This is a genomic window from Herbaspirillum sp. GW103 (assembly GCF_000261365.1).
GTDB lineage: Bacteria > Pseudomonadota > Gammaproteobacteria > Burkholderiales > Burkholderiaceae_D > Herbaspirillum.
This window is the reverse complement of the sequence record NZ_AJVC01000004.1, coordinates 264,726-287,526: the sequence shown is the minus strand read 5'-3', so window position 1 is coordinate 287,526 and position 22,801 is coordinate 264,726. Positions and strand designations below refer to the sequence as shown.

General features: G+C 62.6%; 20 protein-coding genes. 12 read left to right on the top strand and 8 right to left on the bottom strand.

Annotated elements, in window-relative coordinates; all coding sequences use genetic code 11:
* Positions 1-165: 165 nt before the first annotated feature.
* The 8 genes from GWL_RS13475 (at position 166) to GWL_RS13440 (ending at position 9,419) form a co-directional block, all read left to right on the top strand.
* Positions 166-3,654, top strand: a complete 3,489-nt coding sequence (locus GWL_RS13475) for a response regulator (RefSeq protein ID WP_034350819.1) — start codon at positions 166-168, stop codon at positions 3,652-3,654.
* Positions 3,639-4,490 carry a protein-glutamate O-methyltransferase CheR gene (locus tag GWL_RS13470; RefSeq protein WP_008331052.1) on the top strand — a complete coding sequence of 284 codons (852 nt, stop codon included), beginning with the start codon at positions 3,639-3,641 and terminating at the stop codon, positions 4,488-4,490. Before GWL_RS13475 ends, GWL_RS13470 begins: the two co-directional genes overlap by 16 nt.
* The gene (locus GWL_RS13465; protein WP_008331050.1) at positions 4,487-5,122 is read left to right on the top strand and encodes a chemotaxis protein CheB; all 636 of its coding nucleotides are present in this window, start codon (positions 4,487-4,489) and stop codon (positions 5,120-5,122) included. The genes GWL_RS13470 and GWL_RS13465 overlap by 4 nt, the downstream gene beginning before the upstream one ends.
* Positions 5,119-6,237, top strand: a complete 1,119-nt coding sequence (locus GWL_RS13460; RefSeq protein WP_008331048.1) for a HAMP domain-containing sensor histidine kinase — start codon at positions 5,119-5,121, stop codon at positions 6,235-6,237. Before GWL_RS13465 ends, GWL_RS13460 begins: the two co-directional genes overlap by 4 nt.
* A gap of 246 nt (positions 6,238-6,483) precedes the next feature.
* On the top strand, positions 6,484-6,954 hold the full coding sequence (locus GWL_RS13455) for a nuclear transport factor 2 family protein (protein ID WP_008331044.1): 471 nt from the start codon (positions 6,484-6,486) through the stop codon (positions 6,952-6,954).
* A gap of 9 nt (positions 6,955-6,963) precedes the next feature.
* A complete protein-coding gene (locus GWL_RS13450) occupies positions 6,964-7,521 on the top strand; it encodes a TetR/AcrR family transcriptional regulator (protein ID WP_008331043.1) in 558 nt (185 codons plus the stop codon).
* 38 nt (positions 7,522-7,559) lie between these two features.
* Positions 7,560-8,060 (top strand): cupin domain-containing protein, encoded by a 501-nt coding sequence (locus tag GWL_RS13445; protein ID WP_034351168.1) that lies wholly within the window; start codon positions 7,560-7,562, stop codon positions 8,058-8,060.
* A gap of 372 nt (positions 8,061-8,432) precedes the next feature.
* Complete coding sequence (locus GWL_RS13440) at positions 8,433-9,419, top strand: malate dehydrogenase (RefSeq protein ID WP_034351166.1); 987 nt, start codon at positions 8,433-8,435, stop codon at positions 9,417-9,419.
* Positions 9,420-9,647: 228 nt separating this feature from the next.
* On the opposite strand, the gene GWL_RS13435 is transcribed toward GWL_RS13440, so the two are convergent.
* Positions 9,648-10,598 (bottom strand): SDR family oxidoreductase, encoded by a 951-nt coding sequence (locus GWL_RS13435; RefSeq protein ID WP_008331040.1) that lies wholly within the window; start codon positions 10,596-10,598, stop codon positions 9,648-9,650.
* Between the two features lie 108 nt (positions 10,599-10,706).
* Here GWL_RS13435 and GWL_RS13430 point away from each other — a divergent pair, with 108 nt between their 5' ends.
* Positions 10,707-11,600, top strand: a complete 894-nt coding sequence (locus GWL_RS13430) for a LysR family transcriptional regulator (protein ID WP_034351163.1) — start codon at positions 10,707-10,709, stop codon at positions 11,598-11,600.
* Between the two features lie 74 nt (positions 11,601-11,674).
* Here GWL_RS13430 and mgtA read toward each other — a convergent pair whose 3' ends face one another.
* Positions 11,675-14,437, bottom strand: a complete 2,763-nt coding sequence (gene mgtA / locus GWL_RS13425; protein WP_008331038.1) for a magnesium-translocating P-type ATPase — start codon at positions 14,435-14,437, stop codon at positions 11,675-11,677.
* 885 nt (positions 14,438-15,322) lie between these two features.
* Here mgtA and GWL_RS13420 point away from each other — a divergent pair.
* Together GWL_RS13420 and dacB are read left to right on the top strand one after the other, a co-directional pair.
* A complete protein-coding gene (locus tag GWL_RS13420) occupies positions 15,323-15,505 on the top strand; it encodes a hypothetical protein (protein WP_008331036.1) in 183 nt (60 codons plus the stop codon).
* Between the two features lie 337 nt (positions 15,506-15,842).
* On the top strand, positions 15,843-17,297 hold the full coding sequence (gene dacB / locus GWL_RS13415; RefSeq protein ID WP_008331035.1) for a D-alanyl-D-alanine carboxypeptidase/D-alanyl-D-alanine-endopeptidase: 1,455 nt from the start codon (positions 15,843-15,845) through the stop codon (positions 17,295-17,297).
* Between the two features lie 117 nt (positions 17,298-17,414).
* Here dacB and GWL_RS13410 read toward each other — a convergent pair whose 3' ends face one another.
* From GWL_RS13410 to GWL_RS13400, 3 genes are read right to left on the bottom strand one after another with little or no spacing between them, the layout of a single operon-like run.
* The gene (locus GWL_RS13410; protein ID WP_008331034.1) at positions 17,415-17,948 is read right to left on the bottom strand and encodes a TPM domain-containing protein; all 534 of its coding nucleotides are present in this window, start codon (positions 17,946-17,948) and stop codon (positions 17,415-17,417) included.
* A gap of 1 nt (position 17,949) precedes the next feature.
* Positions 17,950-18,837 carry a YgcG family protein gene (locus GWL_RS13405; protein WP_192811577.1) on the bottom strand — a complete coding sequence of 296 codons (888 nt, stop codon included), beginning with the start codon at positions 18,835-18,837 and terminating at the stop codon, positions 17,950-17,952.
* 21 nt (positions 18,838-18,858) lie between these two features.
* Positions 18,859-19,452, bottom strand: coding sequence for a LemA family protein (locus GWL_RS13400; protein WP_008331032.1), 594 nt, complete (start codon positions 19,450-19,452; stop codon positions 18,859-18,861).
* Positions 19,453-19,615: 163 nt separating this feature from the next.
* On the opposite strand from GWL_RS13400, the gene pyrF reads away from it, so the two are divergent.
* Positions 19,616-20,434 carry an orotidine-5'-phosphate decarboxylase gene (gene pyrF / locus GWL_RS13395; RefSeq protein WP_008331031.1) on the top strand — a complete coding sequence of 273 codons (819 nt, stop codon included), beginning with the start codon at positions 19,616-19,618 and terminating at the stop codon, positions 20,432-20,434.
* 73 nt (positions 20,435-20,507) lie between these two features.
* On the opposite strand, the gene GWL_RS13390 is transcribed toward pyrF, so the two are convergent.
* From GWL_RS13390 to thiL, 3 genes are all read right to left on the bottom strand, one after another.
* On the bottom strand, positions 20,508-20,990 hold the full coding sequence (locus GWL_RS13390) for a CinA family protein (protein WP_008331030.1): 483 nt from the start codon (positions 20,988-20,990) through the stop codon (positions 20,508-20,510).
* A gap of 151 nt (positions 20,991-21,141) precedes the next feature.
* Positions 21,142-21,684 carry a phosphatidylglycerophosphatase A gene (locus tag GWL_RS13385; RefSeq protein ID WP_034350814.1) on the bottom strand — a complete coding sequence of 181 codons (543 nt, stop codon included), beginning with the start codon at positions 21,682-21,684 and terminating at the stop codon, positions 21,142-21,144.
* Positions 21,681-22,646: a thiamine-phosphate kinase gene (thiL, locus tag GWL_RS13380; RefSeq protein ID WP_008331025.1), complete on the bottom strand. Its 966-nt coding sequence runs from the start codon at positions 22,644-22,646 to the stop codon at positions 21,681-21,683. Before thiL ends, GWL_RS13385 begins: the two co-directional genes overlap by 4 nt.
* Positions 22,647-22,801: the final 155 nt, after the last annotated feature.

Here is a 22,801-nt window from a genome sequence, read left to right as displayed (position 1 = left end):
TCTGCGCAAACCGGAAGCGGCCCGTATAATCGGCGGCTTTCCCGGTGGCAAGGCCAAGGGGAGGGGGACACAGCCACACATAGAACCCCCGCAGCTCGACCAACGATTCGAACAACGGAGCGCACCGTGCGGGTTTATTCCAGCCAAGCTGAAGAACGTATTGCCATGTTGAGGCGCCAGGGCAAGGGCGCCTTTTCCGGACCACCGCTGCCCCTGGGGCCGCTGATCGGGTTTGCCGTCGCCATCCTGGCGGTGGTACTGATTGCCCTGTTCACCTGGGAGGCCTCGGTCAGCCGGGGCGAGGCTGCCAGCGCCGTCTCGCACACCATGAAGGTGCGCGAGCAATTGCAGATGCTGGTCTCCACCCTCAAGGATGCCGAGACCAGCCAGCGCGGCTTCCTGCTCACCGGCACCGAGTCCTATCTGAGTCCCTACAACCAGGCACGCGCCGCGCTGCCCGGCGAGATTGCCAAGCTGCGCGGGCTGCTCTCCGACAATCCGGATCAGTTGCAGCGGCTCTCGCAGATCGAGCGCGTGGTCGCCGACAAGCTCGAAGAGCTGGCCGAGACCGTCAGCCGCCGCCGCAACGGCGATACCGTCGGCGCACTGGCGGTAGTGCAATCCGATCGCGGCAAGATGTTCATGGACCGCGTGCGCGTACTCACGCACGACATGGAAGAACAGGAGCGTGACCTGCTGGCCAGCCGCCAGGCCGACTGGCGCGATGCCGTGGTGTTCTCCACCGCCGTGGCGTGGGGTGGTTCGGGCTTGCTGCTGGTCCTGATCATGGCCGCGGCCGTGACCACCTCGCGCGATTATCGCGCCCGCGAAAAGCAGGCATGGATCCGTGCCGGACAGATGGGCCTGGCCGAACGACTGCAGGGCGAACAACGCCTGGACGCGCTGGGGGATAATACCCTGGCCTTCCTGACCGCCTACCTGAATGCACAGGTCGGTGCGATCTATCTGCGTACCGAGCACGGCGAGTTCCGGCGCTTCGCTGCCTATGCGCTGGCAGAAGAGGAGAGCGAACAGCCGCCGCACCTGCGCGATGGCCAGGGTCTGCTGGGCCAGGCTGCCAAGCTCAACCGCGTCATGCACGTCAAGGAGGTGCCGGAGCAATACCTCACCGTGGCTTCTTCCGTGGGACGCCATGCGCCACGCGAACTGATGATCGTGCCGGCCTCGGCCGATGGCATGGTGCAGGCAGTGTTCGAACTGGGCTTCCTGCGCCAGTTGCGCTCCGAGGAAGAAGAGCTGCTGGCGCGGCTGTCGGACCAGATCGCCATTGCCGTGCGCTCCTCCAAGGATCGTACCCGCCTGGAAGAACTGCTTGAAGAGACCCAGCGCCAGTCCGAGGAATTGCAGGCCCAGCAGGAAGAGCTGCGCGTCAACAACGAAGAGCTGGAAGAACAGGGCCAGGCCCTGAAGGCCTCGCAACTGCGCCTGGAAACCCAGCAGGCCGAGCTGGAAGAAACCAATGCCCAGCTGGAAGAACAGACCCAGCTGCTGGAAATCCAGAAGGATGACCTGGCCAAGACCCAGGTGGTGCTGGTGGAAAAGGCCACCGAGCTTGAGCGCGCCAACCAGTACAAGAGCGAGTTCCTGGCCAACATGAGCCACGAGCTGCGCACACCGCTGAACTCCACCCTGATCCTGGCCAAGCTGCTGGCCGACAACAAGCAGGGCAACCTCTCCGAGGAGCAGGTGCGCTTCGCGCAAACCATTTCCTCGGCGGGCAATGACCTGCTGGCCCTGATCAATGACATCCTCGATCTGTCGAAGATGGAAGCGGGCAAGCTCGATATCGTTTCCGAATCCTTCGTGGTCAGCAAGATGGCCGAGGAACTCAAGGCCAGCTTCGCCATGACGGCGCAGCAGAAGGGCCTGGGCTTCAAGGTCGAGGTCGATCCGGGCGTGCCGCCGCGCATGGAAACGGACATGCAGCGCCTGGGCCAGATCTTGAAGAACCTGCTCTCCAACGCCATCAAGTTCACCGAGAAGGGCGAGGTCAGCCTGCGCATCTATCCGGATGCAGGTGGCCGCATCGCCTTCGCCGTGCGCGACACCGGCATCGGCATCGGTGCCGACCAGCACCAGTTCATTTTCGAAGCCTTCCGCCAGGCCGATGGCAGCACTCATCGCAAGTACGGCGGTACCGGTCTGGGCCTGTCGATCTCGCGCGACCTGGCGCATCTGCTGGGCGGCGACATCCAGGTGCAGAGCCGGGTGGGCGAGGGCAGTATCTTCACGCTCTCGTTGCCGCAGGTCTACAGTGGCGAGCAGGCCGTGGTGCGTACGCCGGCGGTCGTTGCCGCACCTTCGGCGGCGGCTGCGACCCTGCAGGCCGCGCAGGTGGCCACCGCGCCGGACGTCCGTATCCCCAGCCCGCAGGTAGTGCCGGGTGCGCCGGTGAAACTGCAGGACATCACCATCGACGACGACCGTCATCGCATCGAATCGTCCTCGCGCCTGATCCTGGTGATCGAGGATGATGCCGCCTTCGCCATGATCCTGCGCGACCTGTCGCACGAGATGGGCTTCCAGTGCGTGGTCACGCATTCGGCCAACGAAGGCGTGGCGGCCGCCGAGATGTATCGTCCCAGCGCCATCCTCATGGACATGAACCTGCCGGACTTCTCCGGCCTGGGCGTGCTGGACCAGATCAAGCGCAATCCCAAGACCCGCCACATTCCGGTGCACGTGGTGTCGGTGGCCGATTATTCGCACGAGGCGCTGGAGCGCGGCGCCATCGGTTATGCCTTGAAGCCGGTGCAGCGAGAGGAACTGGTGGGTGCCATTCGCAAGCTGGAAGCCAAGTTCCTGCAGGGCCTGCGCCACGTGCTGGTAGTGGAAGACGATGCGCGCCAGCTCGACAGCATCCGCCAGCTGCTGGCCGGGGAGAACATCAACCTGGTGGGTGTGCGGACCGCCGCCGATGCGCTGGCCCGCCTGCGCGAGACCACCTTCGACTGCATGGTGATGGACCTGAACCTGCCCGACCTGTCCGGTTACCAGCTGCTGGAGCGGATGGCCGAGCAGGAACACGTGGCCTTCCCGCCAGTGATCGTCTATACCGGACGCTCGCTGTCGGCCGAGGAAGAACAGCACCTGCGCCGCTTCTCGCGCTCCATCATCATCAAGGATGCGCGCTCGCCGGAACGCCTGCTCGATGAAGTGACGCTGTTCCTGCACCAGGTGGAAACCACGCTGCCGGCGGAGAGCCAGCGCATGCTGAAGGTGGCGCGCGACCGCGAGACGGTCTTCGAAGGCCGCCGCATCCTGGTGGTGGAGGACGATGTACGCAACATCTTTGCGCTATCCTCGGTGCTGGAACCCAAGGGCATGAAGGTCGACATCGCCCGCAACGGCCGCGAAGCCCTGGAGGCCCTGCAACGCAGCCAGGAACAGCCCGGTGCGCCGATCGACCTGGTCCTGATGGATATCATGATGCCGGAGATGGATGGCCTGACCGCCATGCGCGAGATCCGCAAGCAGGCCGTCTGGAAGCGCCTGCCCATCATCGCCCTGACGGCCAAGGCCATGAAGGATGACCAGGAGAAATGCCTGGCCGCCGGCGCCAACGATTACATCGCCAAGCCTTTGGATGTGGAAAAACTGCTGTCCCTGGTACGTGTATGGATGCCGAAATAAACCAGGCGCTGGCCAACCAGCATTTCGATATCGAGATGCAGTTGTTGCTCGATGCCATCTACCTCAAGTATCACTGCGATTTTCGCGGCTATGCTGGCGCGTCGTTGAAGCGCCGACTGGCCACGGCCATGATCCGTTTCGGCTGCGAGACGCTGTCGCAGTTGCAGGACAAGGTACTGCATGATGCGACCGTGTTCCCGGCGCTCATGGATTACCTGACGGTACAGGTCAGCGAGATGTTCCGCGACCCCAGCTATTTTCTTGCGCTGCGTGAGAAGGTGATTCCATTGCTGCGCACCTATCCTTCGCTCAAGATCTGGGTGGCTGGTTGCAGCAGCGGCGAGGAAGTCTATTCGCTGGCGATCCTGCTGCGCGAGGAAGGGCTGCTGGAACGCAGCATCATCTATGCTACCGATATCAACCAGGCCGCCCTCAAGAAGGCCGAGGCGGGCGTCTACGAGCTCGACCGTATCCCCGGTTTCACCAGCAATCACCAGAAATCCGGAGCCAGGACCTCGCTTTCGGATTACTATACGGCCGCCTACGGGGCCGTGGTTTTCGACAAATCACTGCGCAAGAACGTGGTCTTTTCCGATCACAGCCTGGCCACCGACAGCGTCTTTGCCGAAATGCACCTGGTGTCCTGCCGCAACGTGCTGATCTATTTCAATCGCCATCTGCAGGAACGTGCGCTCGGCCTGTTCCGCGAGTCGCTGGTGCGCAAGGGCTTCCTGGGACTGGGTTCAAAGGAGTCGATGCGGTTCTCGACGCACGGTCCTGCCTTCGATGAAGTGGTGCGGGAAGATCGCATCTTCCAGAAAAAGGGGGACCTGTGAGCTCCGTCCCGCTGCCGGCCCTGGGGGGGCGTGCCATTGATGCGATCGTCATCGGTGCGTCTGCCGGTGGGGTGGAAGCCTTGTCGGAAATCCTGCCGGCGCTGCAGCGTGGTGCGCGTGTGGCGACCATGGTGGTGCTGCATATTCCGCGCGAGCGCCCCAGTCTGCTGGCCACCATCTTCGCCGACCGCTGCCGCCAGCCGGTGGTGGAGGCGCAGGACAAGGAGCCGGTACAGCCCGGCATGATCTACTTTGCCCCACCGGATTATCATTTGCTGGTCGATCGCGGCGACGAAGGTCCGATACTGGCCATGTCCAACGATGAGCTGGTGAACTATTCGCGTCCGGCCATCGATGTGCTCTTCGAATCGGCCGCCGATGTCTATCGTGAGCGCCTGCTGGGCATCGTGCTGACCGGTGGCAATCACGATGGTGCGGCCGGATTGCAGGCCATTGCGCGCGCCGGCGGCGTTACCGTGGTACAAAGTCCGCAACAGGCACAGGTGCCTTACATGCCGGCACAGGCATTGGCATTGGGACAGATCGATCATGTGCTCACGCTCTCGCAGATCGCCGATTTGTTGCGCTCGCTGGGCGTAACGGGGAATGACCAGAAAAAGGAAAGCAGGTGACAGAAAAGCATAAAGAGAGAGACCTGCCGCGGGTGAAATTCCTGCTGGTCGATGATCTCGAAGAAAACTTGTTGGCCCTCTCCGCCCTGCTGCAGCGGGACGATGTGGAACTGCTGCTGGCGCGTTCGGGCCTGGAAGCGCTCGAACTGCTGTTGCAGCATGAGGTGGCGCTGGCTTTCCTGGACGTGCAGATGCCGGACATGGACGGTTTCGAGTTGGCCGAGCTGATTCGTGGCAGCGAGCGTACCCGCAACGTCCCGCTGATCTTCGTCACGGCCGGTGTGCGGGACGAGCGTCGCCTGTTCAAAGGGTATGAGAGCGGCGCGGTGGATTTTCTCTACAAGCCCATCGAACCACACATCCTGCGCAACAAGGCCGAGGTGTTCTTCCAGCTGTATCGCCAGAAGCAGTTGCTGGCGCTGGAGTTGAAGGAGCGCACCGAGACCCTGCGCATGAATGAGATGTTCGTGGCCATCCTCGGTCACGATCTGCGCAATCCCTTGAGTGCGGTGGTGATGGCCGCAACGCTCTTGCAGCGGACCTACAAGGATGAGGTGGCGCAGAAGGCCTCGCAGCAAATCCTCAATGGCGGCAAGCGCATGGCCAAGCTGATCGAGAACATGCTTGACCTGGCCCGTGCGCGACTGGCCGGCGGCATCCCGCTGGTACGTGCCAGTGCCTGCCTGGGCGAGATCACCGAACGGGTGGTGCAGGAGTACCAGACCACCTATCCGGGTAGCGTCGTGGAGCGCCGCATCGAAGGCGATGACAACGGCTATTGGGACGGCGACCGCCTCGGCCAGGTGGCGGCCAATCTGCTGGGCAATGCCTTGCAGCACGGTGCGCCGGGCAGCCCGATCTGCATCGGTATCGATGGCCGCAGCGAGCGGGAAGTGGTGATGACCATCGCCAATCGGGGCGTGATTCCGGCGGCCTTGCTGCCGGTGATTTTCGACCCCTTCCGTGGCGGCGAGCGCGAGGTCGGCCGCAAGGAAGGACTCGGGCTCGGGTTGTTCATCGCACAGCAGATCGTCAAGGCGCATGGGGGGAGTATCACCATGACCTCGGACGATCAGGTGCAGACCATGGTGACGGTGAGGTTGCCAAGGCGCTGACGAACGCTCAACCCCGTTGATCGCCACTGCATGAGATGAAGGCCTGCTCCACCAAGCGGGCCTTTTTCATTGGTGCTGGCGCTCCTGCGCGTTTGCAGCAGTCTCCAGGTTGATGGTCTCACGAAGCGGGTGTCGCCAATGCGACATGGCGCGGCAAAAATGCTTGCCAATCAAAGTTGATCGGTCTATATTGGCTGTACCGAACAGTACATAGTGTGTTGATCGGTACATTAAAGGAGAATAACCATGTCGATCCGTCCGCCGCTTCCGCCGTTCACCCGTGAAACCGCCATCGAAAAAGTTCGTCTCGCCGAGAACGGCTGGAACACCCGCGATGCCGAAAAGGTCGCGCTTGCCTATACCGAAGACAGCTGGTGGCGCAATCGTGCCGAGTTCGCCCAGGGCCGCGAAGCGATCACCGCCTTGCTCAAGCGCAAATGGACGCGCGAGCTGGATTACCGACTGGTCAAGGAGCTGTGGGCCTTTGACGGTGCGCGTATCGCGGTGCGTTTCGCCTACGAGTACCATGACGACTCCGGCCAGTGGTATCGCGCCTACGGCAATGAGAACTGGGAATTCGACGAGAACGGCCTGATGCACCATCGTCACGCCTGCATCAATGAGCATCCGATCAAGCCGGAAGAACGCAAATTCCTGTGGGACAATAGCGGCCCACGCCCGGCCGATCATCCCGGGCTGAGCGATTTCGGTATCTGAGGAAAATGAATGGCTAGAGTCATTGCGGAAAAGGACGATGTGATCCCCTTGCTGGCGGAAGTGTTTCGCACCTACGGTTTCGAGGGGGCGAGCCTGGCGCGCATCAGCGAAGGGACCAGGCTGGGCAAGGGCAGCATCTATCACTTTTTCCCTGGTGGCAAAGAGGAAATGGCCGAAGCCGTGCTGAGCCATGTGGATGCGTGGTTCAGGCGGCATGTGTTTGATCCGTTGAACGAGAGCGAAGATGCGGTTGCGGGGATCAAGGCCATGTTCGGCGATGTGAGTCGCTACTTCCTGTCGGGGCAACGGGTTTGCCTGGTGGGCGTGTTCGCGCTGGGCAATGAGCGCGACCGCTTTGCGGTGATGGTGCGTGATTACTTTGCCGCCTGGATCGAGGCGCTGGCCTCGGCGCTGGTGCGCACCGGGCGCAAGCCCAAGGAAGCCCGTGCGCTGGCCGAAGAGGTCGTGGGGGGAATACAGGGGGCACTGGTGCTGGCGCGCGCGCTGGACAGTACCGATGTGTTTGCGGAGACATTGAAGCGCTTTGAGAAACGGCTTTTAAGCTGATATTGATATCCCCCTTCAACCCGTCCATCACCCAGAACATGTCCCGACATCGCCTCGAAGAATTGATTTCACACCTCAATCTTGAACCCCATCCGGAGGGCGGTTTCTTTCGGGAGAGCCATCGCAGCCCGGAGCGTGTAGCGCGCGCATCGGGCGGTGCTGGCCGCTCGGCGGCGACCGCCATCTATTACCTGCTTGCTGGCGGGGACCGGTCAACCTGGCACCGTATCGATTCGGAAGAGATGTGGCACTTCTATGAAGGCGACCCCCTGCACGTCCATGTCCTGCTGCCGCAGGGGGAGCTTCAGACCTTGTGCCTGGGCAATGCGCTGGAGCATGAGGGCGCCCATTTCCAGGCGCTGGTCCCGGCAGGCGCCTGGTTTGCGGCCGAGTGCACGGTTCGGGAGGGCTATAGCCTGGTCGGGTGCACGGTGGCGCCGGGCTTCGAATTTGATGCGTTTGAAATCGCGCAGGCAGATCAGCTGCTGGAAGACTGGTCGCAGCACAAAGAACTGATTGAACGGTTGGCGCGGAAGTGACTATGGTGTTCATCGACAGAAGTGCCACGGAAGTCGGCTGACGGCCGGAAGCGGAACTCGTCTTTCCAAGAAAGCGCCTGCATATCGCGGGCGTTTTTGCATTCGGAGCTCCTGATCGGGAATAGACGTGCCAGTGGATAAAGCCATATAAAAATCAGATAACCCAGACCGGTGCCGGCGGGTTATGCACATAGCCCAACGTGGTGATGCGCGGGCGCCGTCAAGAGGCACTGCAAAATTGATCTACCTGATTTATTGATCGATATAACAAAATTAAGTTGTTTTACAGCTTTGTTCTCTTTGCGTAGAGTGGCCTCACGGTGTGGCCCACGAGAGGTCGCACCGCAAGTCCATCCACATTCAACGGGTCCCATCATGAAACCTATCAAGCACATCGCCGTCACTGGCGCCGCCGGTCAAATCGGATATTCCCTGGTCTTTCGCATCGCCAACGGCGACATGCTCGGCCACGACCAACCCGTCAGCTTGCGGCTGCTGGATGTCCCGGCGGCTCAGGCCGCGCTGCGCGGCGTGGAAATGGAACTGCAGGACTGCGCCTTTCCGCTGCTGCGCGACGTAGTCTGTACCGACGATGCCGAGCAGGCCTTCGCTCAGGTTGACTATGCGATTCTGGTGGGCGCGCAGCCGCGTCAGAAGGGCATGGAGCGACGAGACCTGCTGGCCGCCAATGCCGACGTCTTCGTGCGTCAGGGGCGTGCACTCAATGCAGTTGCCAGCCGCACGGTGAAGGTGCTCGTGGTGGGCAACCCGGCCAATACGAACGCCCTCATCGCGATGAGCGCCGCGCCCAATCTCGACCCGTCCTGTTTCAGCGCGATGATGCGGCTGGACCATAACCGCGCCCGCGCCATGCTGGCCAAGCGCTTGGGTGAGCCGGTGGACAGCCTGGAGCAGGTGGTAGTGTGGGGTAATCATTCGCCCACCATGTATGCCGATTACCGTTTCGCGTTGGTCCGAGGAGAGCCGGCACCGCTGAGAATCCAGGACGAGCAATGGAACCGCGAGATCTTCATCCCCCAGGTGGCGCAGCGTGGCAGTGCGGTCATCGAGGCGCGCGGCAAGTCATCGGCGGCATCGGCCGCCAGTGCTGCGGTGGATCACATGCGCGATTGGGTGTGCGGCAGCCAGGGGCGTTGGGTATCGATGAGCCTGCCCTCAAATGGCGATTACGGGATTCCGGAAGGGATCTTTTTTGGCGTGCCCGTCCGTTGCGAGGACGGCCGTATCGAACGCGTCAATGGTCTGTCCATCGATACATTCGCGAGCGAACGCCTGCAGGGTGCCGTCAATGAGTTGCTGGAAGAGCGTGACGCCATCCGCCACCTGCTGCAGAGCTGAACTGTTCTGTCCTTCCCGCTTCCGGTCACCAAAAAACGCCTTGATGCCGTGCGATTCGCAAGCCGCCGACTTGCTGACGCACGGCAAGGTGAGAATGGTGGCTGATGGTCGCGCAAGCAGGCCATGCTTGAGACGTTCGCTATCGGCATCCAAGGGGGGCGTCCCGCGATGGCGTCGGTGCGCGCTCAAGCTCAGCCAGCGATCAAGTCGTGCGGCCTTGTCGCCCGCTCAGGAGCGCCTCCCGCCCTGGGCTTGCAGCGCCATCCTTATCCCCTCACCATAAGGCGTCTTCCTGATCGGCCCGATCAATTGCTGTAGCGCCGTATCATCCATGATCACTGGCTGCGTCTGCAGATAGTGCATCTCCACCAGCTCGCGCATCATCGGATGGAAGAGTCCGATGAGCCGCAGCATGGTCTTGCCTGCCACGCGTTTTTTCAGCTTGCGTCCGGTCTGGCGTTCCATTTCCGCAACCAGGGCCTTCTGTGTCGTCACGCCGGCACCGGCCAGGTGCCACACCTTGCCGAAGGCGGCAGGCGTGCTGACCAGCCTGGCCACTACCGGCCCGACATCGGGCACGAAGACGAACTCGTGCGGACGGTCCAGCGGCCCGATCAGGTCGGCTGTGCCGCCCTGGGCTGCGGCCTTGATCGCGCCATGCAGGAAACTGGCTTCGACGCCAGGGCCGTAGAAATCCGGCAGGCGCAATACGGCTGCACGGAGGTGGCCTTCCTCGTGCGCCTGCATCAGCAGGTCTTCCTGCGCCTTGCGCATGCGGCCCTTGAAGGTATGCGGTTTGCGCGGATGGTCTTCGCGTATCGGCGAGGACTGCGGCAGACCGTAGGGGTACACCGTACCGATGAGGAGGATCTGCTTGACGCCCGCGCGGATGGCACCGGCCAGGGTCTTGCGCATCAGTTCCGGATGCAGTTCGAACTGCGTGTAGTGCACGCCCACCAGGTAGATCAGCGTATCGATGCCGTGCGCCGCCGCTTCGACCGAGGCCGGGGAATCGGGATCCCAGGTGATGATCTCGGCCAGGGGATCGGCGCCGAAGGCCTTGCGCAAGCTGGTTTCATTGCGCCCGACCACGCGGTAAGGCTGCCCTTGGGCACTGATGGCAGAGGCGATGCTTCGGCCGATGGCACCGGCGGCGCCGAAGAGGGCAATCCTGGACATGGGGTTCTCCTGGGTGAGGGCGTGAGTGTGAACATCCCCAGTATGCAAAATTGAGGTATAAATGAAAATTGCATAAATTAGCCTGGCAGCTATACATAAATGAATACCGTGGCCGACATCGAACCCAACTGGGAGTGGTACCGCAGTTTCCTCAAGGTCCTGGAAACGGGATCGCTCTCGGCGGCCGGACGCGAGATGGGCCTGACGCAGCCCACCGTGGGGCGCCACATCGAGCAACTGGAAGCGGCACTGGGGCTCAAGCTGTTCGTGCGTTCCTTTGATGGTTTTTCACCTACGGATGCGGCGCTGGAACTGAAGCCCTATGCGGCCGGCATCGCGGCCACCTCTGCCGCGCTGCGCCGGGTCGCCAGTAGTCACGGCAGGGAAGTGCGAGGTACCGTCAGGCTCACTGCCAGCGAGGTCGTCAGCGTGGAGGTGCTGCCACCCATCCTGGCCGAACTCAAGCATCGTCATCCGGGCCTGTGCATCGAGCTGGTAATGTCGAACCGGGCCGATGACCTGTTGCAGCGCGAGGCCGATATTGCCGTGCGCATGTTCAAGCCGGCCCAGGATGCGCTGGTGGCCAAGCGGCTGGGCAACATCGAAGTCGGATTGCATGCGCACCAGCGTTACCTGGCGGCGCACGGAGTCCCGCAGTCAATCGCCGCGCTGGCCGGCCATGCGCTCATTGGTTTCGACCAGGAGAATGCCTACGTGCGCAAGGTGCTGGAACAATTCCCCTGGCTCTCGCGCACCGGCCTGGCGTTTCGGGCCGATAGTGATCTGGCGCAACTGGCCGCCATTCGTGCGGGCTTCGGTATCGGGATTTGCCAGGTGGGCGTGGCGGCCAGGGAAGAGGCGCTGGTACATCTGCTGCCCAGGAAATTCTCGGTCAAGATGGAAACCTGGATCGCCATGCACGAGGATCTGCGCGCCAGTCCGCGTTGTGCCGTGACTTTTGCTGCGTTGGTGGCGGGATTGGGGGCCTATATCCGAGGCTGATGCGCGCCTGCCTTGGTCAAAAAAATGCCTGCTCCGAAGAGCAGGCATTTTCATCTCAAAAGCCAGGGCACATGTCACTGCCACCCATACCGCTTGGCATACCACCCCTTCATCCCCTGGATCAGCACCGCATAAGCGACCAGGATGGCCACCAGCCACGGGAAGTAAGACAGCGGCAGCGCCTCCAGTTTGAAGTAATGCGCCAGCGGCGTCATCGGGATCGCAATGCCGATGGCCATGATGACCAGCGTCATCCCCATCAGCGGCCACGAGGCGCGGCTCTGGAAGAAGGGGATGCGGCGGGTGCGGATCATGTGCACGATCAGCGTCTGCGACAGCAGCCCTTCGATGAACCAGCCGGACTGGAACAGGGTTTGATGTTCCGGCGAGCTGGCACCGAAGACAAACCACATCAGCGCAAAGGTCGTGATGTCGAAGATCGAGCTGATCGGGCCGAAGAAGACCATGAAACGGCCAATGTCACCGGCATCCCAGCGCTGCGGCTTTTCCAGGAATTCCTTGTCGACGTTGTCGAAGGGAATCGAGATCTGCGAGACGTCATACAGCAGGTTCTGCACCAGCAGATGCAAGGGCAGCATCGGCAGGAAAGGCAGGAAGGCGCTGGCGATCAGGACCGAGAAGACATTGCCGAAGTTGGAGCTGGCCGTCATCTTGATGTATTTCAGCATGTTGGCGAAGGTCTTGCGGCCTTCCAGCACGCCTTCTTCCAGCACCATCAGGCTCTTCTCCAGCAGGATCAGGTCGGCAGCTTCCTTGGCGATATCCACGGCCGTATCGACCGAGATGCCGATGTCGGCGGCGCGCAGGGCAGGGGCGTCGTTGATGCCGTCCCCCATGAAACCGACCACATGACCACGATCATGCAGCGCGCGCACGATGCGCTCCTTGTGGGCAGGTGAGAGCTTGGCAAAAACCGTCACCGTCTCCACCGCTTCGGAAAGTTCGGCATCGCTCATCTTTTCCACATACGAACCCAGCAGCATGCCCTTGACCTCCAGCCCGACCTCGCGGCAGATCTTGGCAGTGACCAGCTCATTGTCACCGGTCAGGATCTTTACCTTCACGCCGTGCGTACGCAGTGCGGCCAGAGCGGGCGCAGTCGATTCCTTGGGCGGATCGAGGAAGGCGATGTAACCGATCAGTACCAGATCCGATTCGTCGGCCAGGCTGTAGACCTCCTTGGTCGGCGGCAGGTCCTTGGCGGCTACCCCGACCACGCGCAGACCTTCGGCGTTCAGGCTGCCGGTGGTGTCGCGGATTTCTTCCAGCAGCGCCGGGGTCAGCGGTACCACTTCACCATTGACGCGAGCGCGCGAGCAGACCGAGACGATCTCTTCCACCGCCCCCTTGCAGATCAGCTCATGGTGATCCTCGCGCTCGGACACCACCACCGACATGCGGCGGCGCTGGAAGTCGAAAGGAATTTCGTCGACCTTGCGATAGGCCGAGGCGATGGACATTTCACGTTGCAGCTCGGCATGCTCCAGCACGGCCACGTCCAACAGGTTCTTCAGGCCGGTCTGGTAATAACTGTTCAGATAGGCATATTGCAACACTTCATCATCGGGCTCGCCGTGAATATCGGTATGACGTTCCAGGAAAATCTTGTCCTGCGTGAGCGTGCCGGTCTTGTCGGTGCACAGCACGTCCATGGCGCCAAAGTTCTGGATGGCGTCCAGCCGCTTGACGATCACCTTCTTGCGCGACAAGGCCACCGCGCCCTTGGCCAGGGTCGAGGTCACGATCATGGGCAGCATCTCGGGCGTGAGGCCCACGGCCACCGAGAGACCGAAGAGGAAGGCCTCCACCCAGTCACCCTTGGTGAAACCGTTGATGAAGAACACCACCGGCGTCATCACCAGCATGAAGCGGATCAGCAGCCAGCTGACCTTGTTGACGCCCGCCTGGAAAGCCGTCGGCGTGCGGTCGGTGGCGGTGACGCGTTCGGCCAGCGCGCCGAAGTAGGTGCGCTTGCCGGTGGTCAGCACCACGCCCGTGGCCGAGCCGCTGACCACGTTGGTGCCCATGAAGCAGAGGTTGTCCAGCTCCAGCGGGCTGCTGGTGTCGAGATTGCTCGGGGTGACGAATTTTTCTACCGGCAGCGATTCGCCGGTCATCGCGGCCTGGCTCACGAACAGGTCCTTGGCGGCCAAGAGGCGCAGGTCGGCCGGGATCATGTCGCCCGCCGAGAGCAGCACGATGTCGCCTGGCACCAGCTTGTGAATAGGCACTTCGACGCGGCGCGCACCCTTGGGATGCAGAGTCACGTCGAAGTAGCGCTGGGCTTCGGCGGCGATCTCTTCGACCTGGTCGTGGCGCATTACGGTGGCGGTATTGCTGACCATGGCCTTGAGCTTGTCGGCAGCGGTATTGGAACGCGCTTCCTGCACGAAGCGCAGCAGTGTGGAGACCACCACCATGGTGCCGATGACGATGGCGGCCTTCATGTCCTCGGTGTAGAAGGAAACGCCGGCCAGCAGGGTCAAGAGCAGGTTGAACGGATTCTTGTAGCAGTGCCACAGGTGGACATACCAGGTGAGCGGCTTCTCGTGCTCGACTTCGTTGGGGCCGCTGTGTTCGCGGATGGCATCGGCTTCCGATTCGGTCAGTCCATCCAGGCGTGTGTGCAGGCGCTGCAGCAGGGCCCGGGCTTCGGTACGGGAGGCCTCGCTCAACTGCTGGGCCAGGGTTTGCGGGACTTCCTTTGTCACCGGGGCGCTGCGGAACATGTCCATGCCCAGGCGGCGGAAGTGACGATCCATACCGCGTGCGCGGATGAAGCTGACAAAGGTTTCTTTCAGCAGGTTCAGATTCATGGCGTGCTTCTTTTCTTGTTGGGCCTCGTCCCGGGGACGAAGCGGTGTGCATCGCGTCGGTGCTGCGGCAAAGGCAGACCGGCATCGGGGTCAGCGCCGTCTCCGGCCCCCGTCAGAACGGGCGAGCGGCTGCGGCGCGCTGGGTCTTCGCGTGTTCATGATGGATATGTCTGTCGCATTGCAGCCTCCGCCTGGTTGAGCGGAGCCCCTGTCATCGGCGCCTGATGGCGCAAACAGACGTGCAGCCGCATGGCGGCTGGCCATGCGAAAGGCGGTGCGTCACGATGCGGACGGCATCAGGCGATCCGGCTGCCGGCTCAAAAAGCCGGCAGGGCGGTCGCGATGCAGCCTGCGTCCTGACGCCGTGTCTGCGGCGGTCGATCGTCGATCTGTCGTTGTGAGGGAATATCGTTGCCGACGGCGCTGCTCAAAATCAGCCTGAAAAGGCCGTGCGCTGCCGACATGAAATGCCGTCATCTGCCTGGTGCAAGATGACGACAGGAAACGTCCTGCTGAAATCCTTGCCTAGGCTTAACCCGGAATTAACCGGCAACAACTGTCACCCGAACAAGTGCCCATGAGAGGGACTCCAGAAAATGAGAACGGGCGAATTCTACGCCCGCGCTGAAAACAGGGTCAAGGCAAATTCAGCCCGGTTGCGGAATATTTGTGCATCTGCAACAAGCGGGAAGGGTAGCTTTCTGCTTCACTATACAGATCGGGCTACTGTAATTCGCTGTCCTGGACGCTGCTGTGCAGCACCGATTCTCGCCCGGTGAGCCTTGTCTTCCATGGTGGTCGGCCTATACTCGAAACGAGGCAAGCCCGAACAGAGTACGCGCAGCAAGCCGCGCCAAACCAATAAACTCGACCAGGAGACGCATCATGCCCAACCTCATCATGAACAATCTTTTGTTCTTCATCCCCATGGCGTTGGCCGGATTGTTGCTATGCGGCGAGGTGCCGGTGGCGTCCCGCGTGGTTCGAACCAGTTTGAGAGCAGTGGGTGCGGTGTTCGGCGCACTGCTCGCCCTCTTAGTACTGGAAGCACTGCCAGTGCTAATTTAGCGGGCTTTCTGCGGCCCGCTTTGCCGCGCGTTGCGGCAGTGGCCGGGGCATCGGCGCAGGCATTTTTCCGAGGAAAGCACGCCTATCATTTCGTCATGCTGATCGCCCCGCCTTGATTTCCCTAGGTCGATGTTTTCACAGTGGTCTCGTGGCGGCCCCGAAAACATCGGCCTTTTTTGCGTCCATCGGCCGGATGGATGAATGTTTGCCGGTCCCTTCCTGATCTTTTCCCGATTTCGCTGTCGATGGCCAGACGGTCCTGCTCACGGCCCGCCGTGTCGGCATGCTTACCCTATAATGCCTGCTCCTGTTTCGCTTCTCATCTTCGTGTTCATCCATGTTGCTTTCGTCCTGCTTCACCCCATCCCGGTTTGCTGCTTCCCGTTTCCTGACTCGTGCCGTCTTCGCCGTGGCCTGCGCCGCAGGCAGCGCTGCGCTGGCGCAGGGCTTGCCGCCAGCGGTGGTGGGCGCGCTGCGCGTGGCGCGCATTGCGCAGAACAGTACCGGCGTGGTCGTGGTCGATGCCGAGACCGGCAAGCGCATGCTGGCGGCCAACAATACGGGGCAGCCCTTCAATCCGGCCTCGGTGATGAAGCTGGTGACTACCGATGCCGCACTCGAAATCCTCGGCCCTACCTTCACCTGGAAGACCCAGGCCTACATCGATGGCACGCTTGCCGGGGGCGTGCTCAATGGCGACCTGATCCTCAAGGGCGGGGGCGATCCCAAGCTGGTGCTGGAAAACTTCTGGCTGTTCCTGCGCCAGTTGCGCGCGCGCGGCATCAAGGACATTCGCGGCAACCTGGTGTTGGATCGCAGCTATTTTGCCGAGTCCAGCTATGATCCGGCGCAGTTCGATGGTGACCCGCAGAAGCCCTACAATGCCGGTCCCGATGCGTTGTTGCTGAACTATCGTACCCAGGCCCTGCGTTTCGAACCGGACGCTGCCAGCGGCCTGGTCAATGTGAGCATGGACCCGCCCATGGCCGGGGTCACCATCACGCCGCCGCGCCTGTCGCAGGAGCCCTGCGGCGACTGGCAGGGCAAGCTCAAGATGAACAACGACGCCAGTGCGGTCAATTTTGCCGGCACCTACAGTGCCGACTGCGGGCCGCGGGTGTGGTATGTCCATCCCTATCGCATGAGCAATGTGCAATATGTCGGTGCGAGTTTTGTCCAGATGTGGGCCGACCTGGGCGGCAGTTTTGCCGGGCGTGTGGTCAACGGCCAGGTCACGCCATCGGCACGGCTGATGGTGGAGGCGCAGTCGCCGCCGCTGCCGGAAGTCATCCGCGACATCAACAAGTACAGCAACAACGTGATGGCGCGTCAGGTGCTGCTGACGCTGGGCGCGGAGATGAGCGGCCAGCCAGGGGATACCGCCAATGGCGCGCGTGCGGTGCGCGGCTGGCTGGGCGACAAGGGCATCGATACCGCCGGGCTGGTCATCGAGAATGGTGCCGGTCTGTCGCGCGTGGATCGCGTGACCCCGGCGCTGCTGGCCAGTGTGCTGGTGCAGGCGTATCGCTCGCCGCTGATGCCGGAGTTCGTCTCTTCATTGCCGCTGGTGGGTTACGACGGCACCATGCGCCGTCGCCTGAAGGAGCAAGGTGTCGCCGGACAGGCGCACATCAAGACCGGCACGCTCAATGACGTGAGATCGATCGCAGGCTACGTGCAGGCAGCCTCGGGCAAGACCTATGTGGTGGTGTTCCTGATCAATCACGCTGCAGCGCCGAACGGGCAGCAGGCGCAGGATGCCTTGTTGCAGTGGGTGTACGAGAACGGTTGAACCGGGAGGCGGGCGGAGTCAGTCGCAGCTGCCGCCCCGCCATCACCGCCGCCAGGACCATTTTGCCGAAGAAAGCCATAGGAAGTTGGCTGCCAGCGACCGGTCCTGAAGGCGGCGCTACAGCAGCAGAGGTTTGTCGGATAGCTCGTTGGTCGCTTTTCCGCTGCCGTCGTCCCCGCGCGGCAGGACCGATTCCAGCAGGGCGTGCAAGGTGGCCAGCGCCTGCAAGGTACTGGCCTCGTAGTCGCCCTGGGCATAGCCTGAGGTCATCTGCCTGCACACCTGCTGCCACTGCTCGCGCGTGATGCGCGCATTGATGCCGCGATCGGCCACGATCTCGACTTTGCGGTCGGCCAGATTGAGGTAGACCAGCACCCCGCAGTTCTCTTCGGTATCCCAGATGCGGTAATGCGAAAACAATTCGTGTGCGCGCTGCCGGGCGCTTTCACCACGCCGCACCGCGCCCAGCGATAGTGAGGCTTCGACGATCAAGCGCACTTGCGCGCGATGGCGCCGTTCACCTTCCCCGATGCTGGCCTGGATCGCCTTGAGCGTGGACGAGGGGAAGATGCGCCGCGCTGCCGCCCGCGTCATGCGCAGATGACGCAGCAGGCGCGCCGGCAGGGAAGGGGATGCGTTGTTGTGCGCCATGTCACCAGTCTCCCGAGGCACCACCGCCATCGAATGTGCCGCCGCCACCGGAGAATCCCCCGCCCGACGAGCCGCCGAAGCCGCCACCGAAGCCGCCACCGAATCCACCCCCGCCCGAACGCGAACCGCCCCGTCCGGAACTGGCCTGGCGCAAGGCCTCATCGAGCAGGCTGCCGATGATGACGCCAGCCGTGGTGCTGCCGCCGTGTCCCCAGTCATTGTTGTTCAGAACGTTGCGGCTGCTGCGGCGCGACTTGAGCAGTACCGAGAAGAACACCACCAGAAACAGCCCGATCACCAGCAGCGTGATCCAGCTTGTGCCATTGTCGATCTGTACCTGTGCCGTGCTGCTCCGATGCTTGACGGGGGGCAGCTGTTCCTGTTCCAGCAGGGTGGTGATGGCCGTCACGCCGGCCGCCAGTCCACCGTAGAAATCGTTCTGGCGGAAGTGCGGGGCGATCACGTCTTGCAGAATGCGTTTGGATTGTGCATCGGTGAGGCTGCCCTGCACCCCGCGTCCGGCTTCGATGCGCAGACGGCGCAGGGACTTGGGATTGTCCTTGGCGACGATCAGGATCACGCCATCGTCAATGCCCTTGCGGCCCAGTTTCCACGCATCGGCCACGCGGATGCTGTATTGCTCGATGGCTTCGGGCGCGGTGGAGGACATCAGCAGCACGCCGATCTGGCTGCCGGTGCGCTGTTCGATGTCGGCCAGCACGCCTTCCAGGGCCTGGCGCTGCTGCGGTTGCAGCAGGTGGACCTGGTCGATCACGCGGGCCGACAACGGCGGTACCGGCACCAGCCCGTCATCGGCGCGGGCCGGGCCGGCTGGCGCGATCCACACCAGCAGCGCGGTCAACAGCCAGGTCAGAAGCAGCTTGCGCATGGCCAATCGCGGCTCCCCGGCTTACTTGCCAAAGTTGACCGTGGGCGCGGTCGAGATGGCTTTTTCGTTTTCTACCGTGAACGAGGGTTTTACTTCATAGCTGAACAGCTTGGCCGTGATGTTGGTGGGGAAACTGCGCGCCAGGATGTTGTAATCCTTCACAGCGGCGATATAGCGCTGACGGGCCACGGTGATGCGGTTCTCGGTGCCTTCGAGCTGGGATTGCAGGTCGCGGAAGCTGGTGTCGGCCTTCAACTGCGGGTAGTTCTCGGAGACCGCCATCAGGCGCGACAGGGCCGAGGACAGTTGTCCCTGCACTTCCTGGAACCGGGCAAACGCCTTGGGATCGTTGAGCACCTCCGGGGTGATCTGGAAGCTGGTGGCCGCTGCGCGGGCGCGGGTGACGGCTTCCAGCGTGTCCTTCTCGTGCGAGGCATAGCCCTTGACGGTGTTGACCAGGTTGGGGATCAGGTCGGCGCGGCGCTGGTATTGGTTCACCACTTCGCCCCAGGCGGCCTTGGTGGCCTCGTCCTTGGCCTGGAATTCGTTGTAGCCGCAGCCGGAGAGGGTGAGGGCGGTGATGGCAATGGCCAGCCAGGCGAAGAGTTTTTTCATGTTGTTTTCCTCGTAGCAAAGTGAAGCAAAGGGAGCGCATGAGACCATGGAACCCGCACGAAGTGCCCGATGTTCAGCGAAAACCCCTGAACATCAGTCAAAAATCGAGATCGGGACAGGCCGGCGCGCTACAATAGCGCATCTTTCAGTTAAAGGCATCACCGTGACATTCATCGAGAAACTCAACGCTGCGTGGACTTCGCGCAATTCCCTGCTGTGCGTCGGCCTGGACCCCGACCTGAAGAAATTCCCCGCCGAGCTGCAGGGCAAGCCGGATGCCATCTTCGAATTCTGCCGCGCCATCATCGATGCCACCGCCGAAGCCGCCTGCGCCTTCAAGCCCCAGATCGCCTATTTTGCCGCCCTGGGCGCGGAAGAGCAGCTCGAACGCATCTGCGCCTACCTGCGCAGCAACTACCCGGAGATTCCCCTGGTGCTGGACGCCAAGCGCGGCGACATCGGTGCCACCGCCGAGCAATATGCCCGCGAAGCCTTCGAACGCTATGACGCCGACGTCGTCACGGTCAGCCCCTACATGGGCTGGGACTCGGTCTCGCCCTATCTGGAATGGAAGGATCGCGGCGTCATCGTGCTGTGCCGTACCTCCAACGCCGGCGGTTCCGACCTGCAATTCCTGGAAGTCGATGGCAAGCCGCTCTATCAGCACGTGGCGCGCCTGGTGGCCGAGAAGTGGAATACCAATGGCCAGTGCGGCCTGGTGGTCGGTGCCACCTTCCCGCATGAACTGGCCCAGGTGCGCGCCATCATCGGCGACATGCCGCTGCTGGTGCCCGGCGTGGGTGCCCAGGGGGGCGATGTCGAAGCCACGGTGAAATCCGGGAAGACGGCCTCGGGAACGGGCATGATGATCAATTCTTCACGTGCCATCCTCTACGCCAAGCCGCAAGCCGACGAGGATTTCGCCGCTGCGGCCCGCCGCGTGGCCATCGAGACGCGTGACGCCATCAATCGATTCCGCTGATTCACGCAAGCAGATGTGAAGAAAAAGGCGGCGTTCCCAGGGGAGCGCCGCCTTTTTCTTCATGTGCGCTGCTTCAGTCTGCCAGAAGCTTCAGCAAGCCCTTGAGCGAATGTTCCACGGTCTGCGCCCGCACCTGCTGGCGGTCGCCCTTGAAGACCAGGCGCTCGGTATAGGTCTTGTCGCCTACTCGCCAGCCGAAGCAGACGGTGCCGACCGGTTTGCCGGGCACGGCGCCACCCGGGCCGGCGATGCCGGTGGTGGAGACGGCTACATCCGAGCTGCTGTTGGCCACGGCCCCTTCGGCCATGGCACCGGCGATTTCCTCGCTGACCGCACCATGCTGGGCGATCAGGGCTTCGGAGATGTCCAGCAACTCATTCTTGGAAGCATTCGAATAGGTGACGAAACCGCAATCGAACCATTCCGAGGATCCGGCGATTTCGGTGATGGCGTGGGCAATGCCGCCGCCGGTACAGGATTCGGCAGTGGCCAGGAGCAGGCCACGGGCTTTGAGGGTGTGGCCTACGCGGGTGGCCAGGTCCAGGGTACTGTCCATGAGTGTCATCCTCGGCTGTGCCGCAGTCTGCGCCGGGTGGCGGGCGCACTGCGGTCGGTTGATCAACGACGTGCGCGAACTAGCATACTCCGATGTCAGGAAGTGTTGTATCAGACAAGGTCTGATTGTTCACTTCCCGTTACCAATTCCCTCACCAATAAGTGCGCCAGAACGCAAACACCAGCAGCGTATAGAAGGCTGCCACGATGTCATCCCACATCACGCCGAAGCCGCCCTTGAAGCGGCGGTCGAACCAGGCGATCGGCGGCGGCTTGACCATGTCGAAGAAGCGGAACACCAGGAAGGCCGCAAACTGCGTCTTCAAATTGGCCGGCATGACCAGCACCATGACCAGCCAGAAGGCGATGATCTCATCCCACACCATGCTGCCGTCATCAGGCGAGTTCAGTGCCTGGCCGGTGCGATGGCATGCCCAGATGCCGATGATGAAACCGGCCGCAATGATCGCCAGCCAGTTTGCCGCCGTGAAGACATGCGGCCAGCGCGTCGACAGTACCGCATACGACAGCCACGCGAAGAGGGTACCGGCGGTACCCGGCATGATGGGTGAGAGGCCGCTGCCGAAGCCCTGCGCGATCCAGTGCGCCGGATGGGCCAGCATGAAGTGGGGAGTCGCCTTGCGTTTGCGCGGTGACGCCGGAGGCGGCGGGAAGGGCGAAGAAGCTTGGTTCATGAACGGAAATGATCGAAGGAATCCGGTGTGTCTTGCAGCGGCTCACCGGCCGCGTCCAGCAGGCGCAGACCGGCCTGCGCATCGATGTGGCCGATGCGGGTGACGGCGGTGCCGACCGACTGGGCGGCATGGAGAACGGCCTCGCGCTGGCGCACCGGGGCAGTGAAGCAGAGTTCATAATCGTCGCCACCCGACAGGCAGAAGCGGCGGCGCAGATGCAGGTCGCGCTGTTGCAGGGCCGGTCCGGGCGGCAGAGCATCCACATCCAGCGTGGCGCCTACGTGCGAACGGTCGAGGATGTGGCCGAGGTCGCCAGCCAGCCCATCGGAAATATCGATGGCGGCGTGGGCAATGCCACGCAAGGCCAGGCCCAGCGCCACCCGCGGGCTTGGTGCGTGCATGCGTGGGGCGGCCTGCTGCAGCGCCTCGCTGTTGATGTCCAATTCCTGGCGGTATCCGGCCAGGGCCAGCCGGGCATCGCCCAGCGTGCCGGAGACCCAGATGTCATCGCCCGCGCGCGCGGCGTCGCGACGCAGCGCCTGTTGCGGCGGGACTTCCCCGAAGACGGTGATGCTGATGGTCAGCGGCCCCTTGGTGGTGTCGCCGCCGATGAGCTCGCAGCCATGTTCATCGGCCAGCGCCAGCATGCCCCGCGAGAACGGTGCCAGCCATTCGGCGCGCGCTTGCGGCAAGGCCAGGGCCAGCGTGAAGGCGATCGGCTGCGCGCCCATGGCGGCCAGGTCGGACAGATTGACGGCCAGGCACTTGTGGCCCAGCAGCAAGGGATCGGCATCGGGGAAGAAGTGGCGGCCCTCTACCAGCATGTCGCTGGAAATGGCCAGCTGCATCCCCGGCGCCGGTGTCATCAGCGCGCAGTCGTCCCCCACGCCGAGCGCCGTGCGGCTGTCGGGGGCGGGTGGGCGGCTGAAATAGCGCGCAATGAGTTCGAATTCGGAAAGCATGGCGCGATTGTAACCAATCCGTCACGGCTTCAGTCGCACAATATCGGCGCGACAGGGGATGTTGCGATGCAGCGCAACTTGGCCTCGCGTCTTGCTGCAGTTGCGTCAGCGCGCAGCGCCGCAAAGCCTAGGGGTTTTCCCCAATACCAGACAGA